Here is a 23268-nt window from a genome sequence, read left to right on the forward strand (position 1 = left end):
CCGAGGGCTCCTCGCCGAGGTACGACCCGGCCACCAACTCGCCGGGGCGCCCGAGCACGTCCGCGTGGGTGAGCGCCAGCCCGTGCACTCCCCCGAACTACGCCGCGGTCACCGGCCGGTAGGTGCACACGTGCACGCCCGTGCTGCTGACCACCGTCGAGACCAGTTCGAGCGGGCGCAGCGCGCCGTCGGTCGGGAAGAGCGTCTTTCCGCCACCGACGAGCACCGGCATGATCATCAGACGCAGCTCGTCGACCAGCCCCTCGGCCACGAGGGTGCGGGCCAGCGAGAGGCTGCCCATCACGACCAGGTCGCGGCCGTCGGTCTCGCGCAGCTTCCTGATCCCGTCCAGGGCCCCGTCCCCGGGGATGCGGGTGGTGTTGTTCCACGTGAGGTCGTCGTCGGCCAGGGTGTCGGAGACGACGTACTTGGCGACCGAGTTCATGTGGTCGGCGAAGGGGTCACCGGCCCGCCCGGGCCACGCCGCGGCCATGACCTGCCACGTCCGGCGCCCGAACAGCAGGGCATCGGTGTCGGCGGCCCACTCCGCGAGCGCGCCACCCATCACCTGCGGGTCGAAGAACGGGTGCGTCCAACCACCGTGGGCGAACCCGCCGTCGGTGTCCTCGTCCGGCCCGCCCGGAGCCTGCATGACGCCGTCCAGACTGACGAACTCACCAATGACAATGCGCATCGAACCGTCTCACTTCCTGGTTGGGTTGATTACCGTTCACCAAAACCGCCGGATCGCGCGGGACTCGTCGGTCCCGACGATCCCTTTTCGAAGGGCACCGCAGCGGGTGCCTCTCGACCGCCTCGTCGTGCGGCGACCTGTGCGTCACCACGACGTCGGTCGCACGGGGCGGGCGCCCCCGGTCGACGAACTCCGGGGGCTGTCGCGCCCACTCGGCGAGCGCGTGCGCAGGCCGGGGGGCGGTGTTCCTCAGGCGGTACGCCGGTAGTGCGCGGCCACGTAGGCGAGCAGCGCGAACATGACGGTCGTACCGATGGCTATGGTCAACGCGCCGGCCGCGCCGCCGCTCATCGCCCAGGCGTCGCCCGCCAACTTGACCGTGGCCGCGACGCGGCAGACGACCGCGAGCCGCCGGTTCCCGAGCCGGGAGAAGTGTCGGCCGAGCAGGTAGCCGATGGCGATCAGCGAGAAGAACGTGATCGACCCGGCGGCCATGTGTCCGTACGCGTGCCAACTCATCGACTCCGGGACGCCGTCCGGCGTGCCCACGGGGAAGCCGTCCGCCGGGTCCATCGTCAGCAGCCCGGCGGCGACCATGCCCACGCCCACCACCCGGACCAGCCGCGGCACCGCGACGCCGCCGGCCGTCCCCTGCATGACCCGCCGCAGCCCGGCCGCGCCGGCGGTGGCCAGGATGCCGGCGATCACGAAGTTGGTGATCTGGAGCCGGCCGAGCGATCCGGTGGCCAACTGGCTGAGCGCGTGCCGGGTCGGCTCGAAACCCTCGCGGGTGAGTGCCTGGGCGACCGACACGGCCACCCACAGTGGACCGGCGACGGCCGCGCAGGCGAGCAGCGCACGGGTGCCGACCGAGCCGCGTTCGGCGGCGGTCCGGGTCCGGTCGGCGGTGACCGGGGGGCGCGGGGGTCGGGTGGTGGTGGTCACGGCGGGCTCCTTCGAGGGGCGGGCGGGCCCCGGATTCCGGTGGGGCTCGCACCGTCGTCGATCCGCTGATGTGACAGGGAATAAGGTAATTACCCGTCACACGGCGGATACGACGCACGGGTGTGCCTCGGCGATCCGGCCGGGCCGGACGAGACGGAGAAACGCCATGCGCTACCTGATGATGTCCAAGGCCTCGGAGAACGCGAAAACCCCCGACGAGAGGCTGTTCGCCGAGATGGGCGCCTTCATCGAGGAGCTCAGCGCCGCGGGTGTACTGCTGGCCTCCGGCGGTCTGGAGCCGAGCGGCGTCCGGCTGGTCTCCGAGGGCGGCGAGGTCACCGTCACGGACGGTCCGTTCGCCGAGTCCAAGGAGGCGGTGGTCGGCTTCGCCCTCGTCGAGGTCCGCTCCCACGAGGAGGCGATCGAACTGGCCCGCCGGTTCCGCCGGATCGTCGGTGACGGCGAGAGCGTGATCCAACAGGTCTTCGGTCCGTGACGGACGTCCACCGCACGATCGACGCGATCTGGAGGATGGAGTCGGCCCGTCTCGTCGCCGCGCCGACCCGCATGGTCCGCGATGTCGGCGCGGCCGAGGAACTGGCCCAGGACGCGCTCGTCGCGGCGCTGGAACAGTGGCCGGAGTCGGGCATCCCGGACAACCCGGGGGCCTGGCTCACCACCGTCGCCAAACGCCGCGCGGTCGACCACATCCGCCGCGAACGGCGCCTGGCGGAACACGGCGAGACGCTCGCGTACGAACTGGCCGAGCAACGGCGACTCGACGACGTCGGCGGCCCCGAACACGACCCCGGGGCCGCCGAACCCCAATCCGAGTCCGAGCAGGACGACGTGCTGCGGCTGATGTTCGTCTCCTGCCACCCGGTGCTGCCGACCGAGGCGCGCGTCGCCCTCACCCTGCGGCTGCTCGGCGGGCTCACCGCGGCCGAGATCGCCCGCGCGTTCCTCACCGTCGAGCCACTGATCGCCCGCCGCATCGCGACGGCGAAACGCACCCTCGCCGAGGAGCGGGTGCCGTTCGAGCTCCCGGATGGCGCCGAGTTGGCCGAACGCCTCGCCTCCGTCCTGGAGGTCGTCTACTTGATCTTCAACGAGGGCTACTCGGCGACCTCGGGCGAGGACCTGATCCGGCCCGGCCTGTGCCTGGAGGCACTGAGGTTGGGCCGCCTGCTCGCCGAGTCGGTGCCCGACGAGCCGGAGGCCCACGGCCTGGTGGCGCTCATGGAGATCCAGGCGTCGCGTACGCCGGCGCGCACCGGTCCCGCCGGCGAACCCGTGCCGTTGCACGCGCAGAACCGGGGACGCTGGGACGGGTTGCTCATCCGCCGCGGCTTCGCGGCGATGTTGCGCGCCCGCGCGGCCGGCACGCCCGGCCGGCCCGGTCCCTACCTGTTGCAGGCCGCGATCGCCGTCTGCCACGCCCAGGCGCGCACCGCCGAGGAGACCGACTGGGTCCGGATCGCCGGGCTGTACACCGCCTTGGCCGGCCTCCTGCCCACCGCCGTGGTGCGACTCAACCGGGCGGTCGCGGTGGGGATGGCGGACGGCCCGGCGGCCGGCCTCGCCCTCGTCGACGAGCTCGTCGCGGACCCCGCGCTACGCGACTACCACCTGCTCCCGGGGGTACGAGGCGACCTGCTGCTGCGGCTGGGGCGCGGCGAGGAGGCCCGCCGGGAGTTCGAGCGCGCGGCGTTGCTGACGCGCAACAGCGCCGAACAGACCTACCTGACGCGTCGGGCCGAGGCGATCCCGCTCGGCGACGCGTCCGCGTGGACGTTCGGCGAGGCCATCGACGCCTTCCTGGCCGGGGATCGGCTCGCGCCGGCGACGGCCCGCTCCTACGGACAGACGATGTGGCGGCTGCGGCTCTCTCTGGGTGTGGGGATGCCGCTCGCGTCGCTGACGGCCGATCAGATCGCCGGTGCCTTCCGCGTGTCGTGGGGTGGCGTGGCGGCGGCCACGTGGAATCGACACCGCTCCGCCGTACGGGCGTTCGCGGCGTGGACGCACACCCCGGGCCTGGACGCGGGCATCCCCCAACGAACGCCCCAACGCCGCCCCGCGCCGGCGCCCGCCCCGATCCCGCCCGGAACGGCGTGGCCGGGAGACGTGGAAGCCCCGTTGCGGGAGCGCACGTTGTGGACGCTGCTGCACGAGTCGGGCACGACCGTCGCGGCCGTGCTGGCCCTCAACGTCCAGGACCTCGACCTGCCGGAGCGCCGAGCCCGCCGCACCGACCGGCGGTCGGATCGGCGTGACGCATGGATCACCTGGCGATCGCGCACCGCGGCGCTCCTGCCCGAGCTTCTGGACGGCCGGACCCGAGGCCCGGTGTTCCTCGCCGACCGACGCCCGGGCCCGACCCGGGCGGGCATCCTGGGCCCGGAGGACGTCTGCCCGCTGACCGGCCGCGGGCGACTGTCGTACGAACGCGCCGAGTTCCTGTGCAAGTCCACGACCGGACACCCGCTGCGCCGACTACGAGACTGGAGCGAGGAAGAGAGCCGATCCTGAAACCGAGCCGAGGCCGTCGGCCCACAACCCCACCGGACCGACCATCACGATCGGCACGGCGAAAGCTCTCGCCGCCGAATTCCCCCGCCGATCCGGCATCCCCATCACCGCAGGGATGACGCGGGCCCGGATCACCGAGGCGGTCCGCCACACGTTCGACCGGGAAGGCGTCCGCCTGATCACGCCCGGCATCGGGGCCGCCGTACCCGCCGACTGTGGGGCTGTTCCGCGGTGGCGGCATGCCCGGTCACCGGGCCGAGGCCGGTATCGAGCCGCGTGGTGATCGACTCGACCGGGTCGCCGGCGACCTGGCCGGCCAAGGCGGGTGCCGCCGTCGAATCGCAAGCCCGGCGCATGCGTGAGGTCGAAGACCGGGTGCTCGGCCGGCGGAGCGGTCCTCACTGCCGACGGGTCCGGCCGGAGGCCGGTTGTCGTCGCGGTCGGGTGTGGTGTCTTCAGGGGTTGGCGGGGTCCTCGGCCGGCGGGTGGGTGGTGGGGCGGCCGTGCCAGTCCAGGCATACCACCAAGGCGTCGTCGTCGGGGTCGGGGCGGCCTCGGTGGCCGGTGAGTTCGCGCAGGAGGGCGCGGGGCATCTCGGCGGCGGGCAGCAGTCGGGTCGCGTTGATCGCCCGGGCCAGCGCGCGTTCGCCGTATGCCTCGCCGGCGGGAGAGGCGACGGCGTGGACACCGTCGCTGACGAACACGAGGCGGTCGCCGGGCCGGAGCTGGAACTCCTGTGACGTGTAGTCGGTCTCCTCGAACATGCCCAGGGGTAGTTGCGCGTCGAAGTCGACCGCCGACACGGTGCCCTCGCGCAGGAGCAGCAGGCGGGGGGAGCCGGCGTCGACCACCCGGACTCGTCCGGTGCTCAGTTCGAAGTCCAGCAGCAGGACGGACAGGTAGGCGTCGCCGCGGTGCTGGGCGAACACGGCCTGGTCGGCGAGGGCCGCCTGGTCGGCGATGGAGATGCCGGCGCGGCGGGCGTTGCGCAGGGCGTTGATCGTGAGGTTGGTGAGCAGGGCGGCGTCGATTCCCTCGCCCATGCCGTTGGTCACCGTCAGGACGAGGTGGTCGGCGGTGGCGGACCAGTCGAAGTTGTCGCCGTGGACGGCGTAGGCGGGTTCGAGTTGGGCGCCGATGGCGTACTCGTCGCGGCTGCACGCTCGTCCGGGCAGGAGTTGCCACTGCATTTCGGCCGCCAGGGTCAGGCGGTCCTTGCGCCGGGCCCGGAGGTAGATGTCGGTGTCGCGTTCGGCGACGATCACCGCGTGGGCGAGCATTTCGGCGATGTCGAGCAGTTCGGCCCGGATCGCCGACGAATGGGCGTCGGTGGGCAGGACCACGCTGAGTACACCGAGGCGATCGCCGCGTACGGTCACCGGGAGGTGTACGACCGTGGCGTCTTCTCGCTCCTCGCGGCCGGGCTCCTGTGCGCCGAAGACTCGGCCCGGGAGACTGTTGTCGATGGACAGGGATTCCGGGGTGTGGGCGAGCCCGGAGACCGGCAGCAGGACGGTCAGGCTGTAGTCGGCCAGCAGAAGTTCGACGGATCTCGCCCCGTAGTGCCGCTTCAGCACGGTGCGGATGGCGTCCAACAGTCCATGCGGTGGGGCGGCGCGCAGCGCGCGCTCGGCTTCCTCGTATGCATTCACAGTCAGTCTGCAGCCGTTCTCTGCGGAGGCGCGGCGGTGGCGCCTCCGTGCGGGTCCGGGGGCGGTCCGGACCGCTGTCGGATCAACCGCTTTTCCAGCGTCTATTGTGGTACGGCGCGGCCGTCGGGCCGGCGGCTGTTTCGGGCGTCAGAGTAAGGCGGTGAGCGGGGTTTCCTCCCCTCGACACGACCAAGCGGACGAGACGGCGCGAACGGCGACTGCCGCGGCCGAATTGCTCGAGATGCTGCTTGGGCGCGCGTCCACGGCTCCCGTCTCCACGTCACAACTGCGCGCGCTGTTCCTGCTGGAGCAGCACGACGGCATCAACCTGCGCACGTTGGCCGACGGTCTGCGGTCGACGCCCTCCTCGACCAGTCGCCTGTGCGACCGCTTGCAGGCGGTGGGTTTCGTGGAGCGCTCGCCCAGTGCCAGCAGTCGTCGGGAGCTCGAATTGCGGCTGAGCGGGCGGGGCCGTGCCTTCCTGGCGGATCTGCGCGCGCGCCGACAGCGCGAGCTGGCCGTGGTGACCGCACGCATGTCGCCGGAAACCAGGACGATGCTGCTCAAGGGCCTCGAAGCCCTGCACGGGGCCGCCGCCACTCTCGCGGACGAGGTGGCCGACGCAGCGCGCGCCCCCCAGGCCCGTACCGCCTGACCCGAGCGGACGTCACCCCCGACGGGGCGTGCGGCGCGCCCGTCCGCACGTGTGCCGGGGGCGCCGGGCATGCCGACGAAGGCGTCGCGAGCCGACACCGGTCGGTGCCCCATGACGACCCCCTTCGTCGGACCGGCAGCCTCACCCCGTCGCGGGCGCGCGGGATCGAGCGACGGGATCGTCGCTGTCTGACGTCGGTGGCCGTGTCTTGCTCCGCCGTCCGATGTGCAGCGTATCGAATTATTGACTGGTGACAAATATTGCGTCCAGGCATGCGTTTGGGTCCGACACCGGTAATCCCGAGGGGAGTTCCTCGGAACGGCCTCGGGTGGTCCCGACGACATCCGTGCGCGGCGATCGGCCACGGGTGTCGCGTCGGGCGCCGGCGTTCGGGAGTGGGGGCGGATGCGGCGTCGCCGCTCGCGTCGACCGCGGAGGGGAAACCGTCGGCATGGGTGCGCGCGGTGAGGCACCTGTCGCCGCCGTTGCCGGCCGTTGTCGCGTGGATCGCCCCCGCGGCGCGGCAACGGCGGTGCTACAGGCCGCTGTTCACCGTTGGCACAGCTCGTGCAGGGCCCGCCATTCGAGGTAGAGCACGAACCGGAGGTGGTTGTACGCCTGGTGGACCGCACTCGCGCAGGGCGCGTCGAGTTTGTAGCCCTTCACGGCATCCTTGAAGGGGTGGCCGTCCATGCCGTCCGGTGTCACGAAACCGAGTTCGAGCAGCCGACCCAGCCCTTTCGGGTCGGCGGCGAACATCCGAGCGATCAGCAGTTCGTTGAGGGTCGTGCTGCTGACCGAGTGAGACGGCGGCTTCTCGACGATGGGCATCGCGTTTTCGAGGAACTCGTTGACCGCCGCGCGGCCCTCCAGCAAGGCCGCGTTCCAGTCGAAGTCCAAACGTTCGGGCTTGGCGCCCGACGTGGCGACCACGCTCGTCCCGGTCGCGTTCAGCAACCGTCCGAGATCGGACCGGGCCTCGACCGTGGCCCGCAAGGCGATGAGCAACTGCACCGCCCGCAGCAGTTGCGCGCCGGGGGTGGGCCAGGTGATGCCGAGTTGAGCGTGATCCTTGCCCGGATGCCAGCTCCACCCGTCGGGGATCTTCAGCACCAGCGGCAGCACCGCCTCCAGCAGCGACGCCTTCGGCTTGAGGCTCCGGCTGCGGACTTCCTTGCGCAGTTCCGTGCAGTCCGCGTGCGTGAACGGCGTTGTGGAGCTGTTGGTCCACTCGTCGACGCTGACCGTCGCCGGGTCGATCGCGTTCGTCCCCGGCGGGACGGTGAACCTGAAGTGGTGCCTCGAGTCGTGCAGCCACTTGTGGTCCGCGAACTTGGTCTCGGCACCGGGCGTGACCGTCCAAGTCAGGGTCACTGGCGCAGGCGCGGGCGCAGCCATCGGTAATCCCCCATCCCCCAGGGCCCGGCCACCGCCGGGCCACTGTCCGCCATGGTGCCGGACCGCCGGGCGGCTGCATGTCGAAAATGCGGAACTGTCGGATAATGTGCCAAATTGATGGAACTTTTCCATCACGGGCACGATCGCACGCTCTTCGTCACGGGTGAACCGGCCGGTGGGTGGCGCCGATCGGCGCCACCGAGCAACTGCGGCCCGGGCTTCGGCCGTAGGGCGGTTGCCCCTCGCGTGGCCGCCCGGCCGCCTCCTGTTCCCGGGCGTCGACGTCGGTGAAAACCGGGTGACAATTGGGCGCCTCGGCTGGAACCTTGCGGCACGACGGACCCGACGGGCCCGACGGACCCTCACCAGGATGGATGTGACGAGAAGTGAAGAACCGACAGGCATGACCTCGGACAACGGACTCAAGGTGCACAGTCGCACTCTTGTTCTGGACGGTCGCCCGTACACCCTGCTCGGGCTGCGTCCCGGAACCACCGAGCGTTTCGCCGTCGACGAGTTCCACGGCTACCGGCAGATCGTCACCCACCGATCGGGCGCGCTGTTGCTGGGTTCGCTGTTGTGGGGCATGGCGCACCGGCGGGCGCAGAACACCGTCCTGGTCGTCGACCGCCCGTTCCTGGACCCGAGTCCGTTCGATGCGGAGCCGTCGCCGCCCATCGTGGTCGTGCCGACCCAATCGACACCGTTCGGTGACCGTGCGGCACGCGAACTCCGACGGCAGCTCCCGCTGTCGACGCCGTCCGAGGGGACACTTCGGCTGCGTAGGCCCGGATTCACGGAGGCCGTCGCCGACCGGCAGGCGTGGTTCGGCGCGCGCCCGCCCCGGCGCTTTCACGGGTACGACGAACGGCATCGCCGTCCGGTGATCGGCATGCGCGCGGGACTGCTCGTGCTGCCCGGCACTACGGAGTGGCTGCGCGAATGGGCGGTGGAGATCGGCTCGCTGGACCCGGCGGCTCCCGTCCTGGGCCGCGGGGCCGGAATGGTGTACGACTCCATCCACACCGATTTCAGCCTGGAAGTCCACGTGTTCGACAACTATCGCGACCGCGTGACGGCTGCGCGGCTCGCCCGGGAACAGGTCGAGACGGAGCACCCGGCGTTGCGCGACCCCGATGCCCTGCGCCCGCTCATCCGGGAGCGCAACACGGATATCCACGTGCGCATGAGGCGCAACCGGACGGCGCGCCACACCGCTGCGCGGCGGGACACTCCGTCCTGAGGTCGCCGGCCGGCAGTCGTCGGCCCGACGAACCGGCCACCGCGTCGCGGGCGGGACGCGTGTACTTCCCGTTGTCGTTGTAGTGGCACAGCTCGGCGTAGCGCGCCCGGTCGGTCACTGCGTCGAACCGCCGCGCCGCCGAACGGAGGTGGCGGGCGCGAAGGCCGCTCAGGCGGCCGGGGCTCCGTCTCGGCGGAGGGGGCGTCCAAGGATGCGCTGCACGTCCTCCTCGATGTCGTCCGGCAGTTCCGCGCCGAACACGCACAGGGAGTGTTCCCAGGGATGTCCGAAGGTGCCGAATCGAAGGTCCTCCGCGAGGAACACGTGGTAGTCCCCGCTCGGGTACGGGCCGAGCGGCCAACCCTCCCGTGAGCGCCCTTCGAGGACGCGGGGCAGGAACATGTCGGTGTCCGGGATATCCGGACGGAGCCGGTAGCAGGTGTGCTGCCAGTCCAGGATCCACAGCGACTCCCCCGGCCTGGTGTGGTCGGTGAGCCCGTCCTGGACGACGTCGACCAGACGGTCGAGGTGTCGGTCGCCGGGGTCGTCGTTCAGCGCGTCGAGGCTCCACGTGATCGACGGCGAAGGCTCCGTGATCCCCGGGAACACGCACACGCTGGGTCTGAAGTCGAATCGGGCATCGAAACGGTCCCAGATACCCATGTATTCGGGGCCGGACAGGCGGTGCAGGCGTTCGGCGATCACCAGGCGAATCTATCGTTGGCCCATCCGCCGGTGGTGCCGGCGACCTGCGGGCGGGCCCTACCGGGCGAGCCGCGATTGGTCGGTTTCACGGATGAGTTACAGAGAGCGGATCCGGTGCAGTTCGAAGTGCCTGCCGCTCGCGCCTACTGCTGGAGTTCCATGACGTCGGCGACCACACAACTGACGTTGTCGGGGCCGCCGGAGCCGTTGACGAGGGCGATGAGTTCGCGGCCGGACTGCTCGGGATCGCTGATCTCGGCGAGCGTATGGCGGATCTCTTCGGTCTGCAGGACGGTGGACAGACCGTCGGAACAGAGCAGGTACCGGTCTCCCTGCCGGGCGTCGTGAAGACGCATGTCGGGGGTGGCGTCGGCTCCTTGGCCCAGGGCTCGGATCAGCAGCGACCGTTGGGGGTGGGAGGCGGCTTCTTCCGGACTGAGGCGTCCCTCGTCGACCATCGACTGAACCATGGTGTGGTCGTGCGTGATCCGGAACAGTTCTCCGTCGCGCAGGAGGTAGGCGCGGGAGTCGCCGATGTGGACCAGGGCCAACTGCGAGCCGGTCCAGAGCATTGCGGTGAGCGTCGTGCCGGCCCCTTCGGGCGAAGAGCCGGTCGCGGCGATGCCGTGCACGGCCCGCTTGGCCTGCTCGATGACGTCTTCGAGGACGTTGAGGAGATTGCCCGCCGGGATGCCGTCGGTTTCGAGACGCTTGAGCGCGTCGACGGCAGCGGCGCTTGCGCGGGCTCCCGCGCTGCCGTAGCCGTCGGCGACGGCCAACAGGCGGGATCCGGCGTAGGCGGTGTCCTGGTTGCTCTCGCACACGAGGCCCATGTCGGAAAGGTCGGCGTAACGAATTCCCAGGGGCTTGGCGGTCGGGGACATGGCGGGGTCCTTCGGGGAGAGACGGTCGATGAGAAAGGTGGCCAGGTCCCGCCGTGCGGCGGTGTCGGCCTCGACCCGGGCCCAGAACGCGCGGACCTCCTGGGCCGCCGACGGTCCGTCCAGCGCGCAGACGTACCGGATGCGGGTCAGGGGCATCCCCAGGCGCCGGAGCCAGGCGACCAGCCGGGCCCGATCCAGTTGTTCCGGTGCGTAGAGGCGGTAGCCGGTCACCGGATCGACCCGCGCGGGGGGCAGCAGACCGAGTTCGTCGTACAGACGCAGCGCCTTCGGCGACAGCCGGGACGCCTTCGCGAACGCCCCGATGGTCAGCAACCCCATGCCCGCTCCTCCTCATGCCGAGCACGTCGCCCGGCCGGACCGATGTTGTGGGTTCCCCCAGGGTGAAGGTCAACCATCGGCCTTCATCCTGGCCACAAGCCCGAGATCCGCCGTTGCATTCGGCCTTGAACTGTCGGAACTCGGCTTCGTCGTCGGCGAGGGCCTCGATCTCTCACGCCGGTTCGCCGCGGGCGAAGCGGCAAGCCTCCTCCGCTCGCTTGCGCGCCTTGGCCCGCGTACCGCCCACAGTCGGCCTGCGGAGTTTCGGAAAGCCCTCGTGACCGCCGGCGAACTCCTCGACCCGGCGGACGGAGATGAGCGTGGGACCGTGGCGCAGGCACTCGACAAGTGCCGGCTGCACTCGGCCGCGCCACACCCGTAACGGCCCGTTCCGACAGGTGATCACTCACGCCACGCACGGCCGCGCTGGTCCGTCTGCGGCAACATGGGCCGCACTCTCTCGCCGGAACACGTTGTGAGCCCGATGTGGCTCCGGGACCCCGTATGCGATCCGGCCGGCAGGGTCGTGTGGGCGCGCCGCCGAGACGCCCGGCGGAGCTGCGGTGGGCGGGCCGGCGCGGGTGAGGGGCGTGCGGTTGGTGGGGTGGGGTCGCGGGCCTATTCGGAGGTGGGGTGGGGCTCGGCGATGCGGTTGCTCAGTCCGTCCAGGATGAGGGCGAGGCCCGCTTCGAAGGCCGACTCGTGGTTGATGTGCGGGACCTCGGGATGGTGTGTGTCAGGGTCGGTGTCCGCCTGCTCTTCCAGGACGCAGCCGACCGTGAAGTAGCCGGAGGCCAGCATCGCCATCCGGGCGTCCCGCTCGGGGATGCCCGATGCGAGCAGGAACGCCATTTTGCGGGCGAGGCGGTCGAGGTCCTCCCCTGCGGGGCTGCTGCCGGCGTGGAGTCGGGCGCCGTCGCGGCGCATCAGCAGGGTGCGACGGAAGCTGCGTGTGTTCGCCAGGAACCAGTCGCGCCAGTCGTCGGCGGGATCGGGCAGCAAGGCCGTCGCATGGGGTGCCATGGCGGCCTCGGCCATGGCGCCGAGCAGTTCCTTCTTGTTGCGGAAGTGGTAGTAGAGCGACGGCTGTTCCACGCCCAGTCGCTTCGCGAGTCGTCGCGTGCTGACGGCGTCCAAGCCGACCTCGTCGAGCAGGTCGAGTGCCTCGCCGACGACGGTCTCACGGGTCATCTTCACGTTGACAATCTATCAGTGATAGGTGACGCTGTACATGCACCTATCAGTGATAGAAAGAGAGGGTGTCATGACACACGAAGCCGAAAACCCCTCGTTGAAAGTCCTTGTCTGCGGCGGCGGGATCGCGGGCCAGGCACTGGCCTACTGGCTCGCCCGAGGCGGTCACCGGGTGACCGTCGTCGAACGTTTCCCGGCGTTGCGGGCCACGGGTGCCCAGGTCGACCTTCGGGGCCAGGGCATCGACGCCATACGACGGATGGGGCTCCTCGACGTCGTCAGGAGCAAGCTCGTGGACGAGGCGGGCGTCGCCCTGGTCGATGCCCGCGGCAAGGCGAGGGCGACGATCATGGCCAACACGTCCGGGCGTGGTCGGCAGACTCTGACGTCGGAGTACGAGATCATGCGCGGTGACCTGGTGCGCATCCTCCACGATGCGACGAAGGCGGACGTGAACCACGTCTTCGGCATCAGCGTGGACCGATTCGAGCAGGACGGGAAGCGCGTGGTCGCCCACTACTCGGACGGGTCCTCGGGCGAGTTCGATCTCCTGGTCGGCGCGGACGGGCAGGGGTCGCGCGTGCGGCGGGCCATCCTGCCGGCCGGCGCTCCCGATCCCTACCGGCGCGTGGGCATCCACACGGCCTACTGGTTCGTCCCGCGCATCGCGACGGACTCCAACATCCGGGACACCTACAACGCGCCCGGCGGCCGGATGATCATGCGCAGGAGTCACAACCCGACCGAGACGCAGGTCTACTTCGTGCTGCGGGAGGAGTCGCAGGAGGCATCGGCCGTCCACCGGGAGTCGATCGAGCGTCGGAAGGAGTTCTGGGCCGACAGGTTCCGCGACGCGGGCTGGCAGACCGGGCGTTTCCTCGAGGGCTTGGCGGCGACCGACGACCTGTACTCGCACGAGGTCGTGCAGGTGCGGACGGACACGTGGTCGAAGGGGCGCGTGGTCCTGGTCGGGGACGCCGCGTACTGCCCCTCCCCCTACAGCGGCATGGGCATCTCCGGCGGCCTGGTCGGCGCGTACGTCCTGGCCGGCGAGATCAACCGAAGCCCGCACGACCTGGCCGGCGCCCTGGCGAACTACGACCGCACGCTGCGGCCCTTCGTCGACACGATCCAGGCCCAGGTCAAGCCGCGTGTCCTGCGACTGAGCATGCCCGAGCACAAGGTGGGCATCGACGCGCTCCACTCGGTCGCCGCCCTGGCCTGCTTCCTGCACATCCCCGACTTCGTCGCGCGCCGTGCGAAGGAGGACCGGGGCGGGGACTGGCTGCTTCCGGAATACCCCTGACGGGGGGAGGCTTTCGGCCGGCAGCGGGATCGACGCCCCTTCGCGCGCACATCCGACGGGCTCGGGCGCAGGTTCCTTCGAGTCGAGGTTGCCCGAACCCGAAGCGTGGGCATCGGGTCGCGCCCGAAGGGGCGTTTGCCGCCGGAAAGGTGTGCGTGGGGGCGGGGTTGTCGGGTGGGCCTCGGCCCCGCTCCCCCACCTCGCCACGCACCCCAAGGGCGGCACGACACGACTCGTGTTCGGAAACGGATGGGCACCGCCTCGGTCGCGACGGGGGCGATGTCGGGATCCCGGTAGGAACGGAACGGAAAACCGGCGTTGGTGTCAAAACATTTGACACCAACGGTCAATGTTGGGTCCGATCTTCGGCCGGGGACAGCTCGGCTCGTTGTGCGATCAGGCGTTGCCGCAGGTCGACTTCCTCGGGTGTCGGAGGTGCGTCGGGACTTGCGATACGAGCCCGGATGGGCCGAGGGATGTCGTCGCCGTCGGCTTGGTGGGCGAAGTCGGCGTGGGCCTGTTCGACGGCTTCGGGGTAGGCCGCGGCCTTGGCGTGTTCGGCAAGGGCGCGGTAGACGCTGGCGAGGCTGGGGCTTCGTCCCTTGCGTTTGCCGGTGGGGATGATCAGGTCCGGTCGGATCGCTTCGACCGATTCGCCGGCGGCCTTGCGGCGGAGCACGGTGTGCAGCATGTCGTCGGTGATGACCGCAGGGCGTCCGCCGTGTTTGCCCTTGCGGGCGGCGGCGTCGAGTCCTTCGAGGGTGGCCTCGCGGACGTTCTCGCGTTCGGTCTCCGCCATCGCGGCGAAGAACCCGAACAGGATGCGCCCGGGGCCGGTGGGGTCGTAGATCCCGGGCAGCGGTCCGGCGAGCATCTCCAGCACCAGGCCGTGCGCGGTCAAGTGGTCGGCCAGGGCCGTGAGTTCGGCCGCGTCGCGCCCCAGCCGCTTCATCTCGTACACCGTCAGGATCACCCGGCAGTGCGGCGCGTGGGCCTTGATCTCGCGGGCCAGCGCGAGGGCGGCCTCGAACCGCGGGCGCACCCGCACCCGGGTGCTGATCTTCTCCGAGAAGACCTTGTCCCGGGGGATGCCGTGCGCGGCGAGCGCGTCCAACTGCGACCGGAGTTCCTGCGTGAGCGTCGAGCAACGGGCGTACCCGATGCGGATGTCGGCGCTCGGGGTGTCGGGCGCGATCGCGGACGGGGCCGGGGTACCCGGTCGCCAGGACCTCCCGGGGCCACGATCGGCGGGCGTGGGCACCCGCAGGAGTTTCGCGAGTCGGGGCACCTTGGTGAACCGGCCGCTGTGATAGGCGCCGGCGACCGCGCCGGAGCGCGAGCGGCACGGCGACCCGGCCGCGACCGCGCACCGCGGGCACGGGTGGCGCTCGACGTCGTCGGCGTCGCTCCGGTCGGACTCTTCGGCCAGCGTCATGACCCGAGATGCTGTCACAAACATTTCTCACAAGGGGGTGGATCCCACTTTTGAGTGAGAACGGGTTGTGAGAACGATTCCGGGCTCGGGGCCGGTTCTGTGGCCCGTTTCGGATCCGGGTCCGGGAATGGATCGTTTCTGACAGTCACGTGGCGTGCGGCCATGGCCCCCGCTCGGCCCGGAGGGCAAGTGGTCGAGTTCAGGTCGTGCGTCCGAATTTTGCGGTCTCGACTATCAGTGGTCGGCGCAACACTCCTAGCTGATTGTCGTATCGAGGGGGCCGATGGCGTTTCGGGCTGTGCACGCGAACTGGAGAACCGTCTTCGCACATCTGCCGGACCTCGGCTGCGGGCAGGCGTGGGAAGCGGTGTGGAAGGTGAAGCCGCCGGCGCCGATCACCTTCGCCGAGTGTCGGCACCCGATGTACGCGAAGACCTCCCGGTCGGGGATGCAGTTCTTCGCCCATGCCCCGCACGCTCCGGGCTGCGAGATCGCGCGCGAGGGGGAATCGGAGGCCCACCACCTACTCAAGCTCGACCTCGCCTGGGCCGGGCGAGACGCGGGCGCCCACGCCGAGCTGGAGGTCCGGGCGCCGGACGGGTCCTGGCGGGCCGACGTACTGGCCTCCGCCTCGGACGGGTCCGTGGAGGGCCTGGTCCGCTTCGACGGCAGGTCCTGGCGGAGGGTCGGCCCGACCGCGCTGCCGGCCCCGCCAGGAACCCACCGGTCACTCACGGCCGGCCTCGCGACCTGGCCCCAGGTCCGGCTGTCACCGACGTGATGCGAAGATTCGGCCTTCACGTGATACGAACCGGATCACGAGACACTAGCCCTGCCGTTCCAGCCATTCTGAAATCACCTGGTTGGTTTCTTCTGGCATTTCCTCCTGGATCCAGTGACCGCAGTCCAGGCCGACCACTTCCACGTTGGGCACGAACTCTGCCAGTTTTTCGAACCTCGGGATCGCGAAGTCCCGGTCGCCGTAGATCATGAGGGCGGGCTGCTTGATGATCGGGTCCGCGTCCGCCAGCTTGTGCCAGTTGCGGTCGAGGTTCCTGTACCAGTTGATGCCGCCCGTGAATCCCGACGTCTCGAACGCGGAGACGTAGACGGCCAGGTCGCTGTCGCTCATGACGGGCTCACCGAGTGGTGTTTCCGCCTTGGCGAGGTTGATGAATGCCATGCCCGGCTCAGGGGGTGCGGGGGGCACGTTCTTCCGGTAGAGGTTGCGGAGGAACCGGGAGGTGTCGGCATCGAATACGGCGTCCGCGACGCCCGGCTGCCGGTTGAAGTGGACGAAGTAGAAGTCGCCGCCGAGGAAGGTTTCCATGACCTCGATCCACGGCGTTTCCCCGCGCTCCTGGTAAGGCAGGCTCAGGTTGATCAGCTTGTTCACCCGGTCGGAGTGCAACAGGGTCAGTCCCCAGACGACGAACGCACCCCAGTCGTGGCCGACGAAGGTGGCGTCCTCGTAGCCGTAGTGGTCCAGGAGCGCGACGAGGTCACCCGTCAGGTGTTCGATGTCGTAGTCCGTCACCTCGGTTGGGCGGGACGAGTTGCCGTAACCCCGCTGGTTCGGTGCGATGACGTGGTAGCCGGCCGCTGCGAGGACGGGCATCAGGTGACGCCAGGAGAAGGCGTGCTCCGGCCAGCCGTGGCAGAGCACGATGGGCTTTCCCTTGTTTTCCCGGCCTGCCTCGAAGACTTCGAGCTCCACACCGTTGACCTGGATGAGGGTGGGCTCGGGAAATTCTGCTGGATTGAACACTGCATTTCCTCTCTGGGGGCGTTCGCCGGCGGTCGACCTCCTCGATGAGGTCATGTCGCCATCCTGCGCCCCAAACCGGTCACCTCATGACCGGTTTTTATGAGAGTTTTGTCAGTATGCGATCCGATCGGCTGGTGGCCATACTCCTCTTGCTCCAACGGCGCGAGCAGGTGACAGCCGCGGAGGTCTCCCGAGAGCTGGACGTCTCCGAGCGCACCGCCCGCCGTGACCTCGACGCCCTGGCCATGGCCGGGGTGCCCGTGTACTCCGTGCAGGGCCGAGGCGGCGGCTGGCGCCTGGTGGGCGGTGCCCGTACCGACCTGTCCGGGTTGACCGCCGGTGAGGCCCGCGCCCTGTTCCTGGCCGTCGGTCCGGCCTCGGATGCGACGCCGGCGATGAAAGCAGCTCTGCGCAAGCTCGTCCATGCCCTACCGAAGCCCTTCCGGGTGCAGGCCGAGGCAGCAGCGTCGTCGCTGGTCGTAGACCCGCAGCGATGGGGGGCGAGCCGGATCGAGCACCGGCCGCCTCGCTTCCTCGACGAACTCCAGGACGCGGTGATCAGCGGCGTCCGGGTGTCGCTCGGCTACGTCGACGGCAAAGGCGTCGAAACCCGGAGAACCGTCCACCCGCTGGGCATCGTCGCCAAAGGTCCTGTGTGGTACCTCGTCTCCGACACCGAGACCGGCCGACGGGTCTTCCGGATCGACCGCGTGTCGTCCGCCGACCCGACCGGCGACCCCGTCCACCGACCCGGGGACTTCGACCTTGCCGAGAGCTGGAACGAGATCGCCGAAGAGGTCGATCGCAAACGAACGCCGCTGGAGGTCCGGGCCGTATGCACACCCGACGGCATAGGCATACTCCGGATGGCGCTCGGCGACCGGCTCGACGTGGGAGGCTCCACGACCGACGGCCGCATCGAGGTCGTGATCCGCGGCCCCAACGAGTACATCCTCGCCGGCGAGCTCTCCGGGCTGGTCGAATGGGTCGAGGTGACCGGCCCTCCGGGGGTCCGGGACCGGCTGGCCTCGATCGGCAACGCCCTCGTCGAACGATACGGCCCGCCGCGCACCAGCGGAGACCTTCACCCGTCTTGAAGCGGACGAGGCAGGGCTTCGAAAACAGTTCCGCTCAATAGCGTGGGGGTGTCCGTTCCGGCAGACGCCCGGTCACGAGTCGGCGGGTCCCCCGACCGGCTCGCTGCGGGTGGACCGTCTCGTGCCGGGCCGGCATCGCCACGCACTCGGCGAGCCTCCGAGGTCGACGCCGCGACGGGCGGTGCAGGCTGTGGTGGCGGCCGGCGTCTCGTGGGCGGCGCTGTCGATCGCCGGCCGTGGGCTTGGGCGCCGAAAGGGCAAGCCCGACGGGTTCCCGGAGCGGCAGGTCCCGCGCCGGACGGCTACGCGCTCGCGCTCGGCCTGTTCCAGCGGGCCCTCAGGTTCCCGGCCGCCGGAACGGCTTGAGCCGCACCCCCTCCAGGCTGTCGGCGATCAGCTGGTCCAACCGCCGCTCCCGAGTCTCGTCCCGCTTGGCACTGATCACATGGTGGATGGCCGACTTGCGGTAGGACGGCGCCTGCCCGCTGAACCACTCCCACGCCCGCGGCTCGGCTTGGAAACGAGCCAGCTGCGCCGCCTCGAATTCCCAGACCTCCTCCTCGCGGTCCCGGTCACGGGCTTCGAACAACGCGATGCCGGCCGGCCGCATGAGCCCCTTGGCAGTCAGCTCCCCGATCTTGCGGAGGTTGACCTGGCTCCAGTTGCTGCGCGGCCTGCGCGGGGTGAACCGGATCGTCCAGGAGAAGTCGTCGATCGGGCTCTGCCGGCCGTCGATCCAGCCGTAGCACAGGGCCTGGTCGACCGCCTCCGACCAGCTCAAGGTGGGCTTGCCCGTTCCCTTCTTCCACATGCCCACCCGGCATTCGGAGGCAGTCGCGTGGTGCTCCTCCAGCCAGTCCCGGAACTCCTCAGGACTTGAGAAGAAGATTGGCTCCATGCGTGCTGCTCCCGTCGGTCGTCTCGTAGGTTCCACTGAACCTGGCGGGTACGACAATCCGAGAGTCTCACCGCGCCGCCCAGCATCTGCCCCGGGGTGTCCTGACGGCAGGCAACCACAGAGCCGAGCGAGCCAGACGCCGTTCACGGCAGCTCCGCCGAGACCGCGTCATCGAAGGCCGGCTGCTGCGGCAGGAACCGGCTCGACTTCTCCGCGATCTGACCGGCGAAGTATTCGGCCGCGTCCGGGCGCATCCGTGCGAGCGCGACCAGCGCCGTAATCGCCGTGTCGGCCACCTCGGCCTGCACGTCCCGAACATCTACGACGGCCTGCAGCTCAACGTGCCGGCGCAGGACAGGGGTGACCGCGCTCTTCCACTGCGTCCATGCATCTGCGTCGAACTGGAATCCCGGAGTCGAAGCGGGCGCGACCGCCTTGCCCTCGTCCTTGGAGAGCTTTGCCGCCCTCTCCTCTTCGGAGGGTTGACGCATGCCCGACAAGTGGCGCACTGCGGGATCGAGGCGGCAGCGGTCCTCGGAGAGCTCGGTGAGGAAGCCCTTCCGCAGGAGGTCGGGCAAGGCGGTCCGGCAGGCGTCGGGAAGATCGGGCGGAATCCGGCCGAGGAGCTTGGAGGTGCTGTGCGCGGCGAGAAACAGGCCGGCCAGCCGTCCGGCGGGAGGGAGCTTCTTGACCGGCTTGGCGGACAAGGCCCGCGTGGTCCATCCGGGCACCCGCGAACGCGTGCGGCGCTTGGGTGGCGAGCCCTTCTTGGCCTTGCCGAACCGGGCGATTCCGGTGAGGAACCCGACCGCGTCCTTGGGCACGGCCGTCTGCGCCCACCCGTCCAGGTCCTTGGTCGCCCTCACCTTGTCGCCGACGTTCATCCGCGTCCCCGTCCGCCGCACCCGACCCGACCCGCGGCCGAGCGTGGTGGGTGCCCGAGCCGGGGCCGGTCAGTATCGCCGGGCAAGGCGGCGACCGCGGTCCGACACGCCATACGTCGCCGTACGGATTCCGGGCCGCGACCCTCCCGCGCGTTCGATGCCGCTCGCGCGGATCGTCCTACCAGAGGGATCCCCGGGTCCGGGCCGAAACCGGGGATCTCCGAACACACGCCCGAACCCGTTGGAACCATCACGCGCGACCCACCCGACGATCGAGGAAGGGCGCGCGTGCCGACCAACTTCTTGAACGAGGACCAACGCAGACGCTACGGCCGCTACACCGGCACCCCGGACGAGGGACAATTCGCCGGTTCCTTCCTGCTCGATGCGACCGCCCGCCGTCGGGCGATGGCCGCCAAGGGCCCGCGCAACCGGCTCGGCTGGGCGATCCAGCTCGGGACCGTGCGCTACCTGGGCACGTTCCTGGAGAACCCGGAGGACGTGCCCGACGCCGTGGTGGACTACGTCGCCGAACAACTCGGCGTCCCGACCACCGCGTTCGCCGGCTACGGCGCGATGGAACACCGCTGGGACCACCAGGAACAGATACGCGAGGCGTACGGATACACCAGGTTCGGGTTCGACCAGTGGTTCGCCCTGGCCCGCTGGATGTACCAGCGGGCATGGATCGCCTCCGAACGCCCCACCCTGATCTTCGACCTGGCCACCAAACGCCTCCTGAACGAACGCGTCCTGCTGCCCAGGGTCACCACCCTGGAACGCATGGTCTCCGGCACCCGCGAACGCGCCGAGAAACGCCTGTGGGCGACCCTCGCCGCCGCGCCCACCGCAGAACAGGGTGTCCGGCTCGGCGAGTTGGTCGTCGTCCCGAGCGGGCGCAGGGTCTCGGAGCTGGACCGGTTGCGGCGCTCGCCGCGCGACATCTCCCCGCGCGGGGTGGTCAAGGCCCTGGAACGCTACGACGCGCTCAAGACGTTCGGCGGCCCGACCTGGGACCTGTCCGCGATCCCGCCGGGCCGTGTGCAGGCCCTGGTGCGGTTCGCCAAGGCCGCCCGCGCACAGGCCGTCTCCGACCTGGGCGGGCACCGCCGCATGGCCACGCTGGTGGCGTTCGCCGCGGTGATGCCACAGATCGCCGCCGACGAGGCGATCGAGGTCTTCGACCTGGTCATGGGCGACGTCATCCGCAGCTCGGCCGCCAGGATGCAGCGCAAACGCCTGCGCTCGCTCAAGGACCTGGACGCCGCCGCGCTGTTGTTGCGGCAGGCGTGGCTCGCGGTGGCCGACGTCGCCGCCGACCCCGAGGGCGACATCCGCGCGATGCTCGACACCCTGGACGTCACCCCCTTCCACGTCGCCGCCGAGACCGTCAAGGAACTCGCACAGGAACCCGACGACGGCTTCGAACAGATGCTGGAGGCCCGCTACAACACGGTCGCCCGCTTCCTGCCCGCGCTCCTCGAACACCTCGAATTCCACAGCGGTCCCGACGGCGCCCCCGTCCTGGATGCCGTCACCTTCGTCAAGACCCTCAAAGGGCGACGCCGCCCGATCGAGGGATGGGAGACCCCGATGAGATTCCTCTCGCAAGGCTGGCTCCGCCGGGTCTTCCCGCCCAAGCCCGCACCCGTGGGCATCGCCGACAAACGCGCCTACGTCGTCGCCGCCACCGAGGCCCTGCGCACCGCGCTGCACCGCCACGAGATCTACGTCCCCGGCCTGATCAAGTGGGGCGACCCCAACGCCCGACTGCTGGGCGAGGCCGCGTGGAAGGCCGCCCGCCCCCGGGTCTGCGAGGAACTCGACCTCGACCCCGACCCGAACATCGCCCTCGCCGGCTGGATCGGCCGACTCGACCGCTCCCACCGCGAGCTCGTCGCGGGCCTGGCGGCCAACCCCGCCGTGCGGATCGAACCCCGGCACGGCGGCCGCGACCGCATCATCCTCACCGGCCTGGACCGCCTCGAAGTCCCGGCCTCACTCGACGAACTCAACAAGCGGATCGACGCCCGACTCCCGACGGTGGACCTGCCCGAGATGGTCCTGGAGGTCGACTCCTGGGTGCCGTACCTGAGCGACTTCACCCACGTGTCCGAGGGCGAGTCCCGCATGGAAGAACTCGAACTGTCCATGGCGGCCGTTCTGACGTCGGAGGCCACCAACGTCGGGATCGAACCGATCGTCCACGACGGCGTCCACGCCCTCGGCCGCGACCGCGTGTTCTGGGTCGAGCAGAACTACCTGCGCGCGGCGACCCTGAGCCTGGCCAACGCCCGCCTGGTCGACTTCCACACCCACCTGGCGCTGGTCCGAGCCTGGGGCGGCGGCGAACTCGCCTCCGCCGACGGGCTGCGGTTCATCACCCCGATCCGCACCCTCAACTCCGGCCCCAACCCCAAGTACTTCGGGGCCCGCCGGCTCGGCGCCACGTTCTACAACTTCCTCTCCGACCAGTTCAGCGGCCTGCACGGCATCCTCATCCCCGGCACCCAACGCGACTCGTTTTACATCCTCGACGGCCTCATGGAACAGGAGACCTCGCTGCGGCCCACCGAGATCACCTCGGACACCCACGGCGCCTCCGAAATGGTCTTCGGCCTCTTCCGCCTCCTGGGCTACCAGTTCTCCCCGCGCCTGGCGGACGCCGGCAGCGCGACGCTGTACCGCGTCGACCCGGCCGCCGACTACGGGCCGCTCAACCCGTTGACCCGGGAACGGATCAACCTCAGGCAGATCACATCGAATTGGGACGACGTCCTGCGCGTGGCCGGCTCCCTGCACTCCGGGACCATCAAGGCGTCCGAGGTCCTGCGGGTGCTCGCGCCCGGCGGCAGGCCCACCCCCACCGGGAAGGCGATCATGGAGATCGGCCGGCTCGACCGCAGTGCCTACCTCTCGACGTACTTCGCCGACGAGTTGCTGCGTCGGCGGGTGAACACCCAGCTCAACCGGCAGGAGTCGCGTCACAACCTCGCCCGGAAGATCTTCCACGGGCAAAAGGGCGAACTCCGAAGGTCGTACCGGGAAGGTCAGGAGGACGCTCTGGGGGCTTTGGGCCTGATGCTCAACATCGTGGTTCTTTGGAACACGGTGTACATGCAGCAGATCATCGAGGAGATGCGGGCCGAGGGACACCACGTCCGCGACGAGGACATCGCCCGTCTTTCGCCCTTGAAATTCGCACACGTGAACTTCCACGGCCGCTACAGCTTCGCCCTGCCCGCCGAGGTCGCGGGCGGCAAACTGCGCTCCACCCGCAAGCCCACCGACACGACAGCGACGGTCTAGGACGACCCGTCCGGCTCGTCCGCGCGGCGGGCGAGCCGGTACCGGACCTTCTCGTGCGACAGGCCCACCAGTTCGCCGATCTGCCGCAGCCCCCAACCCTCCGCCTTCGCCGCGGCCATGCCGCCGTCCAAGGCCGCGTCCGTCACCTCGCCCAAGGCCTGCCGCAACTCGACGACCAGCCGCAGCCTGATCGCGGGCGCCAGATCATCCAGACCGGCACAGAACCGCGCCACGTCCGCCTTCAGGAAACCGACCGTCGGGTCATCGCTCATCCACCCACCCTGACGGGCCGATTCGCCCCGTGTCAAAAAGTTTGACACCAACACCGGT

20 protein-coding genes are annotated in these 23268 nt (G+C 70.1%); 8 read left to right on the forward strand and 12 right to left on the reverse strand.

Going from position 1 to position 23268, the window contains the following annotated elements:
* Positions 1 to 97: 97 nt before the first annotated feature.
* A complete protein-coding gene (locus ABZ374_RS39090) occupies positions 98 to 694 on the reverse strand; it encodes a dihydrofolate reductase family protein (RefSeq protein WP_360321045.1) in 597 nt (198 codons plus the stop codon).
* A 249-nt stretch (positions 695 to 943) separates the two neighbouring features.
* Complete coding sequence (locus tag ABZ374_RS39095; protein ID WP_360321048.1) at positions 944 to 1639, reverse strand: DUF998 domain-containing protein; 696 nt, start codon at positions 1637 to 1639, stop codon at positions 944 to 946.
* A 166-nt stretch (positions 1640 to 1805) separates the two neighbouring features.
* On the opposite strand from ABZ374_RS39095, the gene ABZ374_RS39100 reads away from it, so the two are divergent.
* Together ABZ374_RS39100 and ABZ374_RS39105 are read left to right on the forward strand one after the other, a co-directional pair.
* Positions 1806 to 2135, forward strand: coding sequence for a YciI family protein (locus tag ABZ374_RS39100; RefSeq protein WP_360321051.1), 330 nt, complete (start codon positions 1806 to 1808; stop codon positions 2133 to 2135).
* Positions 2132 to 4171, forward strand: coding sequence for an RNA polymerase sigma factor (locus tag ABZ374_RS39105; RefSeq protein WP_360321054.1), 2040 nt, complete (start codon positions 2132 to 2134; stop codon positions 4169 to 4171). Before ABZ374_RS39100 ends, ABZ374_RS39105 begins: the two co-directional genes overlap by 4 nt.
* Positions 4172 to 4626: 455 nt before the next feature.
* On the opposite strand, the gene ABZ374_RS39110 is transcribed toward ABZ374_RS39105, so the two are convergent.
* Positions 4627 to 5823 (reverse strand): PP2C family protein-serine/threonine phosphatase, encoded by a 1197-nt coding sequence (locus ABZ374_RS39110; protein ID WP_360321057.1) that lies wholly within the window; start codon positions 5821 to 5823, stop codon positions 4627 to 4629.
* Positions 5824 to 6064: 241 nt separating this feature from the next.
* Between ABZ374_RS39110 and ABZ374_RS39115 the strand changes: the two genes are divergently transcribed.
* Positions 6065 to 6478: a MarR family transcriptional regulator gene (locus ABZ374_RS39115; RefSeq protein WP_360321060.1), complete on the forward strand. Its 414-nt coding sequence runs from the start codon at positions 6065 to 6067 to the stop codon at positions 6476 to 6478.
* Positions 6479 to 7027: 549 nt separating this feature from the next.
* Here the strand turns inward: ABZ374_RS39115 and ABZ374_RS39120 are convergent.
* The gene (locus ABZ374_RS39120; protein ID WP_360321063.1) at positions 7028 to 7852 is read right to left on the reverse strand and encodes a hypothetical protein; all 825 of its coding nucleotides are present in this window, start codon (positions 7850 to 7852) and stop codon (positions 7028 to 7030) included.
* Between the two features lie 427 nt (positions 7853 to 8279).
* Here ABZ374_RS39120 and ABZ374_RS39125 point away from each other — a divergent pair, with 427 nt between their 5' ends.
* Entirely contained in the window at positions 8280 to 9119 is an 840-nt protein-coding gene (locus ABZ374_RS39125) for a hypothetical protein (RefSeq protein WP_360321066.1), read from the forward strand.
* A gap of 168 nt (positions 9120 to 9287) precedes the next feature.
* On the opposite strand, the gene ABZ374_RS39130 is transcribed toward ABZ374_RS39125, so the two are convergent.
* The 3 genes from ABZ374_RS39130 to ABZ374_RS39140 form a co-directional block, all read right to left on the reverse strand.
* Positions 9288 to 9824, reverse strand: coding sequence for a DUF2716 domain-containing protein (locus tag ABZ374_RS39130; RefSeq protein ID WP_360321069.1), 537 nt, complete (start codon positions 9822 to 9824; stop codon positions 9288 to 9290).
* 143 nt (positions 9825 to 9967) lie between these two features.
* Positions 9968 to 11047, reverse strand: a complete 1080-nt coding sequence (locus ABZ374_RS39135; RefSeq protein ID WP_360321072.1) for a protein phosphatase 2C domain-containing protein — start codon at positions 11045 to 11047, stop codon at positions 9968 to 9970.
* 618 nt (positions 11048 to 11665) lie between these two features.
* The gene (locus ABZ374_RS39140) at positions 11666 to 12238 is read right to left on the reverse strand and encodes a TetR/AcrR family transcriptional regulator C-terminal domain-containing protein (protein ID WP_360321177.1); all 573 of its coding nucleotides are present in this window, start codon (positions 12236 to 12238) and stop codon (positions 11666 to 11668) included.
* Positions 12239 to 12311: 73 nt separating this feature from the next.
* Between ABZ374_RS39140 and ABZ374_RS39145 the strand changes: the two genes are divergently transcribed.
* On the forward strand, positions 12312 to 13547 hold the full coding sequence (locus ABZ374_RS39145; RefSeq protein WP_360321075.1) for an FAD-dependent oxidoreductase: 1236 nt from the start codon (positions 12312 to 12314) through the stop codon (positions 13545 to 13547).
* A gap of 346 nt (positions 13548 to 13893) precedes the next feature.
* On the opposite strand, the gene ABZ374_RS39150 is transcribed toward ABZ374_RS39145, so the two are convergent.
* Positions 13894 to 14982, reverse strand: a complete 1089-nt coding sequence (locus ABZ374_RS39150; protein ID WP_360321078.1) for a recombinase family protein — start codon at positions 14980 to 14982, stop codon at positions 13894 to 13896.
* 283 nt (positions 14983 to 15265) lie between these two features.
* Here ABZ374_RS39150 and ABZ374_RS39155 point away from each other — a divergent pair, with 283 nt between their 5' ends.
* Positions 15266 to 15763 carry a hypothetical protein gene (locus ABZ374_RS39155; protein WP_360321081.1) on the forward strand — a complete coding sequence of 166 codons (498 nt, stop codon included), beginning with the start codon at positions 15266 to 15268 and terminating at the stop codon, positions 15761 to 15763.
* Positions 15764 to 15808: 45 nt separating this feature from the next.
* Here the strand turns inward: ABZ374_RS39155 and ABZ374_RS39160 are convergent, their stop codons facing one another.
* Positions 15809 to 16750: an alpha/beta hydrolase gene (locus ABZ374_RS39160; RefSeq protein ID WP_360321084.1), complete on the reverse strand. Its 942-nt coding sequence runs from the start codon at positions 16748 to 16750 to the stop codon at positions 15809 to 15811.
* A gap of 116 nt (positions 16751 to 16866) precedes the next feature.
* Here ABZ374_RS39160 and ABZ374_RS39165 point away from each other — a divergent pair, with 116 nt between their 5' ends.
* Positions 16867 to 17847 carry a WYL domain-containing protein gene (locus ABZ374_RS39165; RefSeq protein WP_360321087.1) on the forward strand — a complete coding sequence of 327 codons (981 nt, stop codon included), beginning with the start codon at positions 16867 to 16869 and terminating at the stop codon, positions 17845 to 17847.
* Positions 17848 to 18184: 337 nt separating this feature from the next.
* Here the strand turns inward: ABZ374_RS39165 and ABZ374_RS39170 are convergent, their stop codons facing one another.
* Both ABZ374_RS39170 and ABZ374_RS39175 read right to left on the reverse strand, forming a co-directional pair.
* Positions 18185 to 18745, reverse strand: coding sequence for a YdeI/OmpD-associated family protein (locus ABZ374_RS39170; RefSeq protein WP_360321090.1), 561 nt, complete (start codon positions 18743 to 18745; stop codon positions 18185 to 18187).
* A gap of 143 nt (positions 18746 to 18888) precedes the next feature.
* Positions 18889 to 19629 carry a hypothetical protein gene (locus tag ABZ374_RS39175; protein ID WP_360321093.1) on the reverse strand — a complete coding sequence of 247 codons (741 nt, stop codon included), beginning with the start codon at positions 19627 to 19629 and terminating at the stop codon, positions 18889 to 18891.
* Between the two features lie 288 nt (positions 19630 to 19917).
* Between ABZ374_RS39175 and ABZ374_RS39180 the strand changes: the two genes are divergently transcribed.
* A complete protein-coding gene (locus ABZ374_RS39180; RefSeq protein WP_360321096.1) occupies positions 19918 to 22938 on the forward strand; it encodes a Tn3 family transposase in 3021 nt (1006 codons plus the stop codon).
* On the opposite strand, the gene ABZ374_RS39185 is transcribed toward ABZ374_RS39180, so the two are convergent.
* The gene (locus ABZ374_RS39185; protein ID WP_360321099.1) at positions 22935 to 23210 is read right to left on the reverse strand and encodes a hypothetical protein; all 276 of its coding nucleotides are present in this window, start codon (positions 23208 to 23210) and stop codon (positions 22935 to 22937) included. The genes ABZ374_RS39180 and ABZ374_RS39185 overlap by 4 nt on opposite strands.
* Positions 23211 to 23268: the final 58 nt, after the last annotated feature.

The sequence above is a fragment of the Embleya sp. NPDC005971 genome, from assembly GCF_040629175.1.
Taxonomy (GTDB): Bacteria; Actinomycetota; Actinomycetes; order Streptomycetales; family Streptomycetaceae; genus Embleya.